Source organism: Hydrogenophaga sp. L310 (assembly GCF_055703065.1).
The window spans coordinates 90,323-103,119 of sequence record NZ_JBVPZA010000014.1 but is presented as its reverse complement, the minus strand read 5'-3'; the positions used below and the strand labels follow the sequence as shown (position 1 = coordinate 103,119).

At 69.5% G+C, this 12,797-nt stretch carries 11 protein-coding genes and 1 pseudogene; 11 read left to right on the top strand and 1 reads right to left on the bottom strand.

Translation table 11 applies throughout. From position 1 onward, the window contains the following. Positions 1–171: pseudogene (locus tag AC0GNO_RS19830) on the bottom strand (IS5/IS1182 family transposase); the annotation flags it as partial. Between the two features lie 70 nt (positions 172–241). Between AC0GNO_RS19830 and AC0GNO_RS19825 the strand changes: the two are divergent. The 11 genes from AC0GNO_RS19825 to AC0GNO_RS19775 all read left to right on the top strand — a co-directional run bounded on the left by AC0GNO_RS19825 (position 242) and on the right by AC0GNO_RS19775 (position 12,723). Continuing rightward, the gene (locus AC0GNO_RS19825; RefSeq protein ID WP_472905205.1) at positions 242–418 is read left to right on the top strand and encodes a hypothetical protein; all 177 of its coding nucleotides are present in this window, start codon (positions 242–244) and stop codon (positions 416–418) included. Between the two features lie 14 nt (positions 419–432). Continuing rightward, the gene (locus AC0GNO_RS19820) at positions 433–2,184 is read left to right on the top strand and encodes an enoyl-CoA hydratase-related protein (protein WP_472905204.1); all 1,752 of its coding nucleotides are present in this window, start codon (positions 433–435) and stop codon (positions 2,182–2,184) included. A gap of 142 nt (positions 2,185–2,326) precedes the next feature. Beyond that, positions 2,327–3,787, top strand: coding sequence for a sigma-54-dependent transcriptional regulator (locus AC0GNO_RS19815; RefSeq protein ID WP_472905203.1), 1,461 nt, complete (start codon positions 2,327–2,329; stop codon positions 3,785–3,787). Next, the gene (locus AC0GNO_RS19810; RefSeq protein WP_472905202.1) at positions 3,784–5,595 is read left to right on the top strand and encodes an NAD(P)H-dependent oxidoreductase subunit E; all 1,812 of its coding nucleotides are present in this window, start codon (positions 3,784–3,786) and stop codon (positions 5,593–5,595) included. The genes AC0GNO_RS19815 and AC0GNO_RS19810 overlap by 4 nt, the downstream gene beginning before the upstream one ends. Further along, positions 5,592–6,296 carry a 2Fe-2S iron-sulfur cluster-binding protein gene (locus AC0GNO_RS19805; RefSeq protein WP_472905201.1) on the top strand — a complete coding sequence of 235 codons (705 nt, stop codon included), beginning with the start codon at positions 5,592–5,594 and terminating at the stop codon, positions 6,294–6,296. The genes AC0GNO_RS19810 and AC0GNO_RS19805 overlap by 4 nt, the downstream gene beginning before the upstream one ends. Further along, on the top strand, positions 6,293–6,826 hold the full coding sequence (locus AC0GNO_RS19800) for an NADH-quinone oxidoreductase subunit B family protein (protein ID WP_472905200.1): 534 nt from the start codon (positions 6,293–6,295) through the stop codon (positions 6,824–6,826). Before AC0GNO_RS19805 ends, AC0GNO_RS19800 begins: the two co-directional genes overlap by 4 nt. A 109-nt stretch (positions 6,827–6,935) precedes the next feature. Beyond that, complete coding sequence (locus AC0GNO_RS19795; RefSeq protein ID WP_472905199.1) at positions 6,936–8,456, top strand: Ni/Fe hydrogenase subunit alpha; 1,521 nt, start codon at positions 6,936–6,938, stop codon at positions 8,454–8,456. Beyond that, positions 8,453–8,929 carry a hydrogenase maturation protease gene (locus AC0GNO_RS19790; RefSeq protein ID WP_472905198.1) on the top strand — a complete coding sequence of 159 codons (477 nt, stop codon included), beginning with the start codon at positions 8,453–8,455 and terminating at the stop codon, positions 8,927–8,929. The genes AC0GNO_RS19795 and AC0GNO_RS19790 overlap by 4 nt, the downstream gene beginning before the upstream one ends. Continuing rightward, positions 8,926–9,921 carry an NADH-quinone oxidoreductase subunit B family protein gene (locus AC0GNO_RS19785; RefSeq protein ID WP_472905197.1) on the top strand — a complete coding sequence of 332 codons (996 nt, stop codon included), beginning with the start codon at positions 8,926–8,928 and terminating at the stop codon, positions 9,919–9,921. The genes AC0GNO_RS19790 and AC0GNO_RS19785 overlap by 4 nt, the downstream gene beginning before the upstream one ends. Beyond that, the gene (locus tag AC0GNO_RS19780) at positions 9,918–11,378 is read left to right on the top strand and encodes a nickel-dependent hydrogenase large subunit (protein WP_472905196.1); all 1,461 of its coding nucleotides are present in this window, start codon (positions 9,918–9,920) and stop codon (positions 11,376–11,378) included. The genes AC0GNO_RS19785 and AC0GNO_RS19780 overlap by 4 nt, the downstream gene beginning before the upstream one ends. 1 nt (position 11,379) lies before the next feature. After that, positions 11,380–12,723: a PAS domain-containing sensor histidine kinase gene (locus AC0GNO_RS19775; protein WP_472905195.1), complete on the top strand. Its 1,344-nt coding sequence runs from the start codon at positions 11,380–11,382 to the stop codon at positions 12,721–12,723. Positions 12,724–12,797: the final 74 nt, after the last annotated feature.

The window sequence follows — 12,797 nt, the reverse complement described above, 5'->3', positions numbered from 1 at the left end:
CATGGTCTCGTGTGCAAATGGTGGGCGCCCCGTGCTGGCAACCGGCGCGGCCGCTGCAATCAGCGCAATGAGTTCGCGCCACGGCACCACCAGCTCCATCTCGTCGAGGAACACAGCCTTGCGCGTGCGCCTCGTGCTCAGGTTCAGTCCCAGTTCCGCTTGTTTCTTCATGACGCCATTGTTCCTCGCCTCGCACCTTCAGACCATCGGGGACTGCACGGGGTTTTGAACACAATCCCTAGTGCATCTGGGCAACCATTTCGGGCCCGACACCCCCCTCGTGGCGCAGGCCCTGCTGGGCGCGCGCAGCGTGACCGAGTTCAACGCCGCGCTGGACGGCATCGAGTCCAAACTCGCCATCTACCTGGGGCGCAAGCAGGCCGCGCGCGAGCTGCAGGCGCTGCGCCCCGCCACTTGATCCTGTCCGCTTCGATGAACCCTTTGCGCATCCTCCTGCTCTGCCACAGCTTCAACAGCCTGACCCAGCGGCTCTTCGCCGAGCTGCGCGCGGCCGGCCACACCCTGAGCGTGGAGCTTGACATCGCCGACAGCGTGACCGAAGAGGCCGTGGCCTTGTTCCGGCCCGACCTGGTGCTGGCGCCGTTTCTCAAGCGCCGCATCCCGGCCACCGTGTGGCAGCGCGTGACCTGCCTCGTGGTGCACCCCGGCCCGCCGGGCGACCAGGGACCGTCGGCGCTGGACTGGGCGGTCTGGCGCGGCGAGCCGCACTGGGGCGTGACGGTGCTGCAGGCCAACGGCGATTTCGACGCCGGCCCGGTCTGGGCCCATGCGCACTTTCCCCTGCGCGAGGCCACCAAGGGCAGCCTGTACCGGCGCGAGGTCACCCAGGCCGCGCTGCAGGCCACGCTGGCCGCCGTGCAACGCTTCGCCGGTGGCGAGCGCGAAGCACCGGCCTGGACCGGACTGGCGCCGCTGGTGCGCTGGCAGCCACTGCTGCGCCAGGGCGAACGCGCGATCGATTGGGCCGAGGACAGCACCGCCACCGTGCTGGCAAAAATCCGCAGCGGCGACGGTCAGCCCGGCGTGCTCGACGCGCTCTGGGGCCAGCCCTGCTACCTGGGCGATGCGCACCCGGCCAGCGCGGCCACCATGGCCGAATTCAACGGCGCCGAACCCGGTGCCGTGCTCGCCGTGCGCGACGGTGCGCTGCTGTGCCGCACGGTGGACGGCGGTGTCTGGATCGGCCAGGCGCGCCGCGCCGACCCGCCCGGCACGCCGCCCGCGCAGGGCAGTTTCAAGCAGGTGGCGGCCGAGCTGTTCGCCAGCGAAGCGGCGGGTCTGCCGCAACGCCCGGTACCGCTGGAGCGGGCGCCCGACGAGTGGGGCGAGCTGCGCTACACCGAGCACGGCCCCGAAGGCGCGCGCGTGGGCTGCCTCAGCTTCGATTTCTACAACGGCGCCATGTCCACCGCACGCTGCGAGCGCCTGCGAGCCGCGCTGTTGCAGGCGCGCGAGCGGCCCACGCAGGTGCTGCTGCTGATGGGCGGCGAAGGCTTCTTCAGCAACGGCATCGACCTCAACAGCATCGAAGCCGCGGCCCACCGCCAGGGCGACAGCGCGGCCGACGCCTCGTGGCGCAACATCAATGCCATGAACGACGTGGCGCTCGGTGTGTTGCAGACCACCGACCGGCTCACCGTCAGCGTGCTGCGCGGCAACGCGGGCGCGGGCGGTGCGTTTCTCGCGCTGGCGGCCGATCAGGTCTGGGCGCACGGCAGCGTGGTGCTCAACCCGCACTACAAGAACATGGGCAACCTCTACGGCTCCGAGTACTGGACCTATCTGTTGCCGCGCCGCCTGGGCGAGGCGGGCGCGAAGGCGCTGATGGCTCAGCGCCTGCCGCTGCTGGCCGCCGAAGCGCTGAAGATCGGCCTGATCGACCACAACGATGAGGGGCCGCGCGAAGGCTTCGAAGAACGGTGTCTGGAGCGCGCGCTGGCGCTGGCCGGCTCCTACAATCAAAGTGGAGCGTTGGCGGCCCAACAGGCCCGGCGCGAGTTGGACGAAGCCCTTCGTCCGCTGGCCCATTACCGCGAACAGGAACTGGCGCGCATGCACCGCAACTTCTACGGCTTCGATCCCAGCTACCACGTGGCGCGCCACCACTTTGTGCACAAGCAGCCGCACGCCTGGACCCCGAGGCACCTCGCGGTACATCGATGACCCCCTGTTGCTTGCTCACTGCGTGTAGCCGCATACCCCCCAGGGGGCAACACCTGTCGTCCGGCAAAGCCGGCCCGACGGTGTTCACCGATGGAGGCACTTCGCTCGTGTGGCTCGTGTGCTCTGGAAAGATGCGTTGACCGTGACACAGCCCCTCATTTCAGAAGCCCTGCCCACCGTGCTCGTGGTGGACGACGAGGTGCGCTCGCAGGACGCGATGCGGCGCACGCTGGACGAGGACTTCACGGTCTTCACCGCCAGCAGTGCCGAGGAGGCGCGCGGCCTGCTGGAGCGGCAACCCGTGAGCGTGATCCTGTGCGACCAGCGCATGCCCGGCGTGACCGGCGTGACCTTCCTGAAGGAGGTGCGCGAGCGGTGGCCGGAGACCGTGCGCATCGTCATCTCGGGCTACACCGATTCCGAAGACATCATCGCCGGCATCAACGAGGCCGGTATCTACCAGTACATCCTCAAGCCCTGGGCGCCCGACCACCTGCTCGATTCGGTGCGCAACGCGGTGGAAGCGCAGAGCCTGCAGCGCCAGACCAGCCGGCTCGATCTGGAACTGCGCACCAGCAACCGTGTGCTGCGCCAGCGCACGGCCACGCAGATGGCGCAGGCGCGCAGCAGCTTCGGTTTCGACCGCATCGTGCGCGCACCGGGCAGCCCGCTGGATCATGTGTGTGCCATGGCCGAGCGTGTGGCGCGTTACGACATCCCGGTGCTGGTGCTCGGCGAGTCGGGCACCGGCAAGGAGCTGCTGGCGCGCGCCATCCACTACGCCTCGCCCCGGCTCACCGGCCCGTTCGTGGTGGAAAACTGCGCCGCGATTCCCGACTCGCTGCTCGAATCCGAACTCTTCGGCCACAAGCGTGGCGCCTTCACCGGCGCGTACGAAGACCACCCCGGCCTGTTCCAGCGCGCCAGTGGCGGCACGGTTTTTCTCGACGAGATCGGCGAGACCTCGCCGGCGTTTCAGGTCAAGTTGCTGCGCGTGTTGCAGGAGGGTGAGGTGCGGCCCGTGGGCGGTGCGCGCCCGGTGCCGGTGGACGTGCGCGTGATCGCCGCCACCCACCGCCAGCTGGAGCAGCGCGTGCGCGACGGCCTGTTCCGTGAAGACCTCTACTACCGGCTCGCCGGCATCACCATCACCGTGCCGCCGCTGCGCGAGCGCGTGGCCGACATCCCAGCGATCGCGCGCCAGCTGGCGCTGGACGTGGCGGCCGAACTCGGCCATCCGGGGGCCGGCTTGCCGGATGAAACGCTGGCCTGCCTGCTGGCCTATCCCTGGCCCGGCAACATCCGCGAACTGCGCAACGAGATCGCGCGTGCCATGGCCTTGCACGATGGCGCACAGTTGCCACCCGCCGCGTTTTCACCGCGCGTGCTGCAGGGCCGCGCCTCGGGCTCGACCAACGACCTCACCGCGGCCATTCCGCAGAGCGGCACGCTGGGCGAACGGCTGGACGTGATCGAGGCCATGCTGCTGCGCGAGACCCTGCTGCGCCACCGCTGGAACAAGACCCGGGCGGCGCAGGAACTCGGTCTCTCGCGCGTGGGTCTCAGGGCCAAGATGCAACGTTTTGGATTGGACAAGCCGTGAACACCGATCACAAGGCGTCCGCTGACGCGGTGCTGACCCGCTGGGGCCACGACCCGCACGCGCTGGTGCAGGTGCTGCGCGAAACGCAGGAGCAGACCCACTGGCTGCCGCGCGACTTGCTGACGCACATCGCGCAAGCCTTGCACCTGCCGCTCGCACACGTCGAAGGCGTGGCCACGTTCTACCGCTTTTTCCACACACGCCCCATGGGTCGCCTGCGGGTGCTGTTCTCCGACAACATCACCGACCGTTTGCTCGGCAGCGAGGCGCTGCTGGCCCGGCTCTGCGAACGGCTCGGCGTGGCGCCGGGCCAGCCCGATGCGGCCGGACGCTTCAGCGTGGACCGATGCTCGTGCACCGGCCTGTGCGACCAGGGCCCGGCGCTGCTGGTCAACCACCACCAGGTCATCACCCGCCTCGATGCCGCGCGGGTGGACGCGCTCGCCGCGCTCATGCTGTCCGAAGTACCGGTGGACAACTGGCCCGCCGACTGGTTCCGCGTGGACAACACGGTGCACCGCGCCGATGCGCTGCTGACCGGCCTTCCGGTGGACGCGCCCGCCTTGCCCACCGTGATCGCGCGCGAGCCACAGGCCCTGATCGACGAACTGGCCCGCGCCGGCCTGCGCGGCCGCGGCGGTGCCGGCTTTCCGACCGCGCGCAAGTGGCAGGCCTGTCGCGATGCCAGCGGGCCGCTGCGATGCGTGGTCTGCAACGCCGACGAAGGCGAGCCCGGCACCTTCAAGGACCGCGCGCTGCTCAGCGATCACGCCGACGCGGTGTTCGATGGCATGACCATCGCCGCGCGCGCCATCGGCGCGCAGCAGGGCTGGCTCTACCTGCGCGGCGAATACCGCTACCTGCTGCCGCATCTGCAAGCCGCGCTGGAGCGCCGCCGCACCAGCGGGCTGCTGGGGCCCAACGCCACCGGCCTGGCCGGGTTTCACTTCGACATCGGCATCCATCTCGGCGCCGGGGCCTATGTGTGCGGCGAAGAGTCGGCCCTGATCGAATCGCTGGAAGGGAAACGCGGCTCGCCGCGCATCCGCCCGCCGTTCCCGGTGGAGCGCGGCTACCTGGGGCGACCGACCGTGGTCAACAACGTCGAGACCTTCGTGGCCGTGGCGCACATCGCGCGGCGCGGTGGCGCCTGGTGGTCCGGCATCGGCCTCGCGTCGTCCACCGGCACCAAGATCCATTCGGTCTCGGGCGACTGCGAGCGCCCGGGCCTGTACGAATACCCGCTGGGCACGCCGATCGCGCGCATCCTGGCCGATTGCGGCGCCCGCGACGCCCAGGCGGTGCAGGTGGGTGGTCCCTCGGGCACCTGCGTGCCCGCGTCGGGCTTCGATCGGCGCATCGCTTTCGACGACGTGCCCAGCGCCGGCGCCTTCATGGTCTTCAACGCCACGCGCGACCTGTTCGAGGTGGCGCGCCACTTTGCCCGCTTCTTTGCGCACGAAAGCTGTGGCCTGTGCACGCCCTGCCGCGTGGGCACCGAGCTGGTGGTGCGGCGGCTGGACAAGCTCGCCCAGGCACGCGGCGCCGGGCGCGGTTCGGCCTTCGACCTGGAACGCCTGCACGAGCTGGATGAGCTGCTGCACAGCGGCACGCACTGCGGCCTCGGCGCCTCGGCCTGCAACCCGCTGCGCGACACGCTGACCCACTTTGGAGAGGTCTACACCTCGCGCACGACGACGCCGCAGTTCGAACCCGAGTTCGATCTCGACGCCGAGCTGTCGGCCGCGCGGCGGGTCACGGGGCGCACCGACCCGGGTGCCCACCTGCACACGGAGGACTCTCCATGAGTGGACCGCGCAACGACCCGCCTTCGGTGTTCCAGTTCGACGGTCAGCCCGTCCCACTGCAACCCGGCGACACCATCCTGCAGGCCGCACAACGCGCCGGCCACGCCGTGCCCCACCTGTGCTGGCACCCCGAGGTCTCGGCCAGTGCTTCCTGCAGGGTGTGCACGGTGCACGTCGACGGCAGGCCCGTGGCAGCATGCACCACCGCCGCGGCCGCCGGGCAATCCGTGGACTGCCACACCGCCGAACTGCGCGCGCAGCGGCTGCGCCTGTTGCAGATGCTCTTCGTCGAGGGCAACCATTTCTGTCCCGGCTGCGAGAAAAGCGGAAACTGCCTGCTGCAGGAACAGGCCGAGCGCGCCGGCATGACCGATCTGCATTTCGAGACCCTGAACCCCGAACGACCGGTCGACGCCAGCCACCCCGATGTGCTGTTCGAACCCAACCGCTGCATCCTGTGCCAGCTCTGCGTGCGAGCCAGCGACGAACTCGACGGCAAACAGGTCTTCGCCATCGGCGGCCACGGCATAGCCACCCATCTGCTGATCAACAGCGACAGCGGCCGGCTGGGCGACAGCGCGCTGGCGGTGACCGACCGCGCGGCCCACATCTGCCCGGTGGGCGCGCTGCTGCCCAAGCGGGTCGGGTTTGCGGTGCCCATCGGCCAGCGGACCTTCGACGATGAGGAGACACGCGGATGAACACGGACACCTCTGCCCCCCGCAAACTGCGCGTGGCCACGGTCTCGCTGGCCGGCTGCTTTGGCTGCCACATGTCCTTTCTCGACATCGACGAGCGCCTGTTCGAGCTGATTGAACACATCGAATTTGACCGCTCGCCGCTGACCGACATCAAGACCGTGGGGCCTTGCGACATCGGCCTGGTCGAAGGCGGTCTCTGCAACGCAGAAAACGTGGAGGTGCTGCGCGCCTTCCGCGCCAACTGCAGCGTGCTCGTGGCGGTCGGCGCCTGCGCCATCACCGGCGGCCTGCCCGCCTTGCGCAACCACCTCGATGTCGGGGACATGCTGCAGGCCGTCTACGGCGAGGTTCCCAACGACCCCGAACTTCCGCTGCCGCTCAACAAGGTGCACCCCATCCACGAGGTGGTGCGCATCGATCACGCACTGCCCGGCTGCCCACCGCCGGCCGATGCCTTCTGGCAGTTCTTGCAGGACATCATCGCCGGGCGCGAACCTGAGCTGAACAAGGGGTTGATCCGTTATGACTGATTCGAACTCCCCCCTGCGCCGCTTCGCGTCTTCCCCCCGAGGGGGACCGTGCCAGCAGCCCAGCAAAGCCGGTTCTGCGGCACGTGCTGGGTAAACCCCTGCCATTGACATGAACCCTTCTTCTCTTGAAACCGCCGCCGAGCCCCAGGGCCTGCGCCGCATCGTGATCGATCCGGTCTCGCGCGTCGAAGGCCACGGCAAGGTCACGCTGCTGCTCGGCGAGGACAACCGCATCCAGCAGGTGCGCCTGCACATCGTCGAGTTCCGCGGCTTCGAGCAGTTCATCGTCGGCCGGCCTTACTGGGAAGTGCCGGTGATGGTGCAGCGCCTGTGCGGCATCTGCCCGGTCTCGCACCACCTGGCGGCGTCCAAGGCGCTGGACCGCGTGGTCGGCGGCTGGCCGGTGCCCGAAGCGGCCGACAAAATCCGCCGCCTGATGCACTACGGGCAGATCGTGCAGAGCCATGCGCTGCACTTCTTCCACCTCTCCTCGCCCGACCTGCTGTTCGGTTTTGATGCCGCCGTCGCGCAGCGCAACATCGTCGGCGTGGCGATGGCGCACCCCGAGGCCGCGCGCCAGGGCGTGATGCTGCGCAAGTTCGGCCAGGAGGTGATCCGCATCACCGCAGGCAAGCGGGTGCACGGCACAGGCTCGGTGCCCGGCGGCATGAACCGCGCGGTGGATCTGGCCGAGCGCGACGTGCTGCGCGCGCAGCTGCCCCAGGTGCTGGCCTGGGCCGAAGCGGCGGTGGACCTGGCACAGCGCCTGCACACGGGCTTGCCGACCCATCTGGTCGGTTTCGCCGAGACCCCGGCGGCCATGATGTCGCTGGTCGGTCCCGGCGGCGCGATGGAGTTCTACGACGGCACGTTGCGCGTGCGCGAGGCCGACGGCCGCGTGGCGGTCGACGGCTTCGAAGACCAGCGCTACCGCGAGCTGATCGGTGAGGGCGTCAAGCCCTGGACCTACATGAAGTTCCCCTACCGCCTGGCCCTGGGGCCAGACGCCGGCTGGTACCGCGTCGGCCCGCTGGCGCGGCTGCAGAACTGCGATTTCATTCCCACGCCGCGCGCCGAAGCGCGGCGCCAGGCCTTAGTCGCGGCCCACGGCGGCCGGCCGGTGCACGCGGTGCTGGCGACGCACTGGGCACGCATGATCGAGCTGCTGCACGGGGTGGAGGTGGTGGCCGATCTGCTGGACGACCCGTCCATCCTCGGCGGCCAGCTGCTCGCCACCGGCGAGCGCCAGCGCGGTGGCGTCGGCATCATCGAAGCGCCGCGCGGCACGCTGATCCACGAGTACGAAGTGGGCGACGACGACCTGGTCACCAGTTGCAACCTGATCGTCTCGACCACGCACAACAACCAGGCCATGAACGAGGCGGTGCGCTCGGTCGCGCTGCAGTATCTCGACGGCCAGACGATCACCGAGCCGCTGCTCAACCACATCGAAGTCGCCATCCGCGCCTACGACCCCTGCCTCTCGTGTGCCACGCACGCGCTGGGCCAGATGCCGCTGGCGGTGACGTTGCGCGGCGCGCGCGGCGAGGTGCTCGACCACGTGCACCGATCGTCGAGCGGGGACACCGTGCGCGGCACCCGGCCGCATTCAGCGGAGGACGCGTTGTGAGTCGCGTGGTTGCGCCCCTGCTTGTGTTCGGCTGGGGCAACCCGAGCCGGGGCGACGACGCGCTCGGCCCGCTGCTGGTCGAACAGCTGGCCAGTCACGCACAGGCGTCATCGGGCCGGCTCGAATGCCTCACCGACTTCCAGCTGCAGGTCGAACACGCGCTGGACCTCGTGGGCCGCGAGCGCGTGCTGTTCGTGGACGCCGCCATCGGCCTGCAGACGCCGTTTGCGGTGAGCGAAGTGCGCCCGGCCGCAGTGGCGGGCTTCACCACCCACGCGCTCTCGCCCGAGGCGCTGCTGCAGGTCTACACCGAGCTGGAGCGCACCGAGCCGCCGCCCTGCACGCTGCTCGCCATCCGCGCCCAGCGCTTCGAACTCGGTGAAGCACCGGGTGAACAGGCGCTGTCCGATCTGGCGCAAGCGCTGGCCTGGGCGCTGGCCTGGGCCGGGCTGACCCAGGAGATCCCCGCATGAACGTACTCTGGCTTCAAAGCGGCGGCTGCGGCGGTTGCAGCATGTCGCTGCTGTGCGCCGACACCACCGACTTCCAGGGCCACCTGCGCGACGGTGGCGTGAACCTGCTCTGGCACCCTTCGCTGTCGATGGCGAGCGGCGAGGAGGTGATCGCGCTGCTCCACTCGGTGCTGGATGGCGGCACCCGGCTCGATGCGCTGTGCGTCGAAGGCTCGCTGCTGCGCGGCCCCAACGGCACGGGGCGTTTCCACATGCTGGCCGGCACCGGTCTGCCCATGATCCACTGGGTGCGCGAACTCGCGGCGAAGGCCCAACACGTGCTGGCGGTGGGGAGCTGCGCGGCCTGGGGCGGCATCACGGCGGGCGGCGACAACCCCACCGACGCCTGTGGTCTGCAGTACGAAGACGACCGCATCGGCGGCCTGCTCGGCGCCGAATTCCGCTCAGGCAGCGGCCTGCCGGTGATCAACATCGCGGGCTGCCCGACGCACCCCAGCTGGGTCATCGACACGCTCATGGCACTGGCCGCCGCCGGCTTCGCGGCCGACGACCTGGACCCGCTGAACCGCCCACGTTTCTACGCCGACCAGCTGGTGCACCACGGCTGCACGCGCAACGAGTACTACGAGTTCAAGGCCAGTGCCGAGAAGCCGTCCGACCTGGGGTGCATGATGGAGCACATGGGCTGCAAGGGCACGCAGGTGCATGCCGACTGCAACATCCGCCTGTGGAACGGCGAAGGCAGCTGCACGCGCGGCGGCTACGCCTGCATCGCCTGCACCGAGCCCGGTTTCCAGGAGCCGGGCCATCCGTTCCACGAAACGCCCAAGCTCGCCGGCATCCCCATCGGTCTGCCGACCGACATGCCCAAAGCCTGGTTCGTCGCGCTGGCTTCCTTGTCCAAGAGTGCCACGCCCAAGCGGGTGAAGAACAACGCGGTGGCGGACCACCTCGTTGTCAAACCCGCAGTGAGAAAGACAAGACTCAAATGACCACGCGTCTTCTTGTTGGTCCGTTCAACCGAGTCGAGGGCGATCTCGAAGTCCAGCTCGACATCGCCGGCGGCCGCGTGACCTCCGCCCAGGTCAACGCCACCATGTACCGCGGCTTTGAGCAGATCCTGCAAGGCAAGGCGCCGCACGACGCGCTGGTCTATGTGCCGCGCATCTGCGGCATCTGCTCGGTGTCGCAGTCGGTCGCCTCGGCGCGCGCGCTGGCCGACCTGGGCGGCATGGCGATGCCGGCCAACGGACAACACGCGACCAACCTGATCCTGGCGACCGAAAACCTGGCCGACCATCTGACGCACTTCTACCTGTTCTTCATGCCGGACTTCGCCCGTCCGATCTATGCGGGCCACTCCTGGCATGCCGAGGCGCAACGACGCTTCGCGCCCGACCACGGCGAGCAGGTGCGCGCGGCCACCGCAGCGCGCCAGCGCTGGCTCACGTTGCTGGGCACGCTGGGCGGCAAATGGCCGCACACGCAGTCGGTCGAACCGGGGGGATCCACCCGTGCCATCGACGCCGCCGAGCGTGTGCGCCTGCTGGCGAAAGTGCGCGAGTTCCGCAGCTTTCTGGAGCGCCAGCTGTTTGCCGCGCCGCTCGAAGCCGTGGCCGCGCTGGACAGCGAAGCCGCGCTCTGGGACTGGCACGCGCAGGACCCGCTGAGCGGCGACCTGCGCTTCTTCCTCACCCTCGTGCGCGACCTGCGGCTCGACGCGTTGGGCCCCGGTCCGGGCCGCTACCTGAGTTATGGCGCTTATGCACAGTCGGGTGGTGGCTGGGCCTTGCCCGGTGGGGTGTGGCGCGCGCAGACCGGCGCGGTCGAAGCGCTGAACCCGCACGCCATCACCGAAGACGCGACCCACGCCTGGCTGGCCCACGCACGCGAGCCGCTGCACCCGCTGCACGGCATCACCCGGCCGGAGCCCGACAAGCCCGGCGCCTACACCTGGAACAAGGCACCGCGCCTGGGTGGCGAAGTGGTCGAGACCGGCGCCATCGCCCGCCAGCTCGCCAGCGGCATGCCCTTGGTGCGCGACGCGGTGGCGCGCCACGGCGGCACGGTCTACACGCGTGTGCTGGCGCGGCTGATCGAACTCGCGCGCGTGGTGCCGCTGATGGAGGACTGGCTGCAGGCGATCCGCCCGACCGAGGCCTTCTGTGTGCCGACGACGTTGCCAGAAGAGGGCAGTGGCGTGGGCCTGAGCGAGGCTGCGCGCGGCAGCTTGGGCCACTGGCTGGTGGTGCGGCGCGGCCGCATCGCCAACTACCAGATCGTCGCGCCCACCAGCTGGAACTTCTCGCCACGCGATGCGCAGGGAACGCCCGGTGCGCTGGAGCTGGCGCTGGTGGATGCGCCGGTGCTGGAAGGCGAAAAAACCCCTGTCTCTGTCCAGCACATCGTGCGTTCCTTCGACCCCTGCATGGTCTGCACGGTCCATTGACATGAGCAAGCCCCGTTCTCCAAGCCCCTTGCCCACCGTGCCGATGGAGGGTGTGGACGAGTCCACCTGGCTGGACGTGATCCAGAAGATGGACGAGGTCTACACGCGGCTGATCGACGACGAGGTCGAGCTGGAGAAGAAAAACACCGAGCTGGAGCAGTCGCAGCAGTTCATCTTCAGCGTGCTGACGTCCATGTCGGACGTGCTGGTGGTGTGCGACGAGCGCGGTCTGATCGAACAGGCCAACGCGGCCCTGTGTGAGCTGGTGGGCCGTCCCGAAGAACAGTTGCGCGGAAGCAGCCTGGCCGACCTGCTGGCCGACGCCGCCAGCGTGGACGCGGCGCGCGCCGCGATGGACCGGTCCGACGCGCCGCGTGCCGGCCAGGGCATCGAGCTCAACCTGCTCGACCGCGCGGGCCAGCCGGTGCCGGTGGACGCGAACTGCACGCCGCGCATCGGCGCCAACGGCCGGCGCGTCGGCACCGTGTGGGTGGGCCGGCCCACGGCCGAGCTCAAGCGTGCGTACCACGAGATGCGTGCCGCGCACGAGGCCCTGAAGCGCACCCAGCAGCAGCTGTTGCACTCAGAGAAGATGGCCTCGCTCGGCCAGCTGGTGGCCGGCGTGGCGCACGAACTCAACAACCCGATCAGCTTCGTGCTCGGCAACGTGCACGCGCTGCGCAAGTACTGCGACCGCCTGCAGACCTACATGGCCGCGCTGCACGCGCACGAGCCCGAGCCGGTGCTGCAGGCGTTGCGGCAGAAGCTGCGCATCGAACACCTGCTGGGCGACCTGCCTTCACTGATCGAGGGCACGCTCGAAGGCGCGCAGCGCACCGCCGACATCGTGCACGGGCTCAAGCGGTTTTCGGCCATGGACCCGGAGGAGCGTACGCCGGTGAACCTGATCGAGGTGATTGATCGCGCGATCCACTGGGTGCAAAAGGGGCGACCGACGCCGGTGGACGTGCGCTGGCAGGCGGGCGCGCCCTGCACCGTGATGGGCAGCGCAGGCCAGTTGCAGCAGGTGATGATGAACCTTCTGCAGAACGCGTTCGATGCCGTGGGCGGCCCCGGGGTGGCGTCGCCCTGCGTCTGGGTGGCGATGGCCTGCGAGGGCACGCAGGTGCATGTGACCGTGCGCGACAACGGGTCGGGCATCCCGCCCGAGCACCTGCTGCGCATCTTCGACCCGTTCTTCACCACCAAGCCGGTGGGCAAGGGCACGGGCCTGGGCCTGTCCATCAGCTACGGCATCGTCGAGCAGCACGGCGGGCGGCTGAGCGCACGCAACGCCGAGGGCGGTGGCGCCGAGTTCGTGCTGGAACTGCCCAAGGCGCAGTAACGCAAGCCGATACACCGGAGTGCGTGCCTGAACCCAGTGCACGCCGAGGATCCGGCTCTGCCGGGCCCAGGGCG

Excerpts from the sequence above, each read along its gene's own strand:
- AC0GNO_RS19800 (WP_472905200.1), top strand. The coding sequence starts at position 6,293 with ATGAACACGGACACCTCTGCCCCCCGCAAACTGCGCGTGGCCACGGTC.
- AC0GNO_RS19785 (WP_472905197.1), top strand. The coding sequence starts at position 8,926 with ATGAACGTACTCTGGCTTCAAAGCGGCGGCTGCGGCGGTTGCAGCATG.
- AC0GNO_RS19780 (WP_472905196.1), top strand. The coding sequence starts at position 9,918 with ATGACCACGCGTCTTCTTGTTGGTCCGTTCAACCGAGTCGAGGGCGAT.
- AC0GNO_RS19820 (WP_472905204.1), top strand. The coding sequence starts at position 433 with ATGAACCCTTTGCGCATCCTCCTGCTCTGCCACAGCTTCAACAGCCTG.
- AC0GNO_RS19775 (WP_472905195.1), top strand. The coding sequence starts at position 11,380 with ATGAGCAAGCCCCGTTCTCCAAGCCCCTTGCCCACCGTGCCGATGGAG.
- AC0GNO_RS19805 (WP_472905201.1), top strand. The coding sequence starts at position 5,592 with ATGAGTGGACCGCGCAACGACCCGCCTTCGGTGTTCCAGTTCGACGGT.
- AC0GNO_RS19795 (WP_472905199.1), top strand. The coding sequence starts at position 6,936 with ATGAACCCTTCTTCTCTTGAAACCGCCGCCGAGCCCCAGGGCCTGCGC.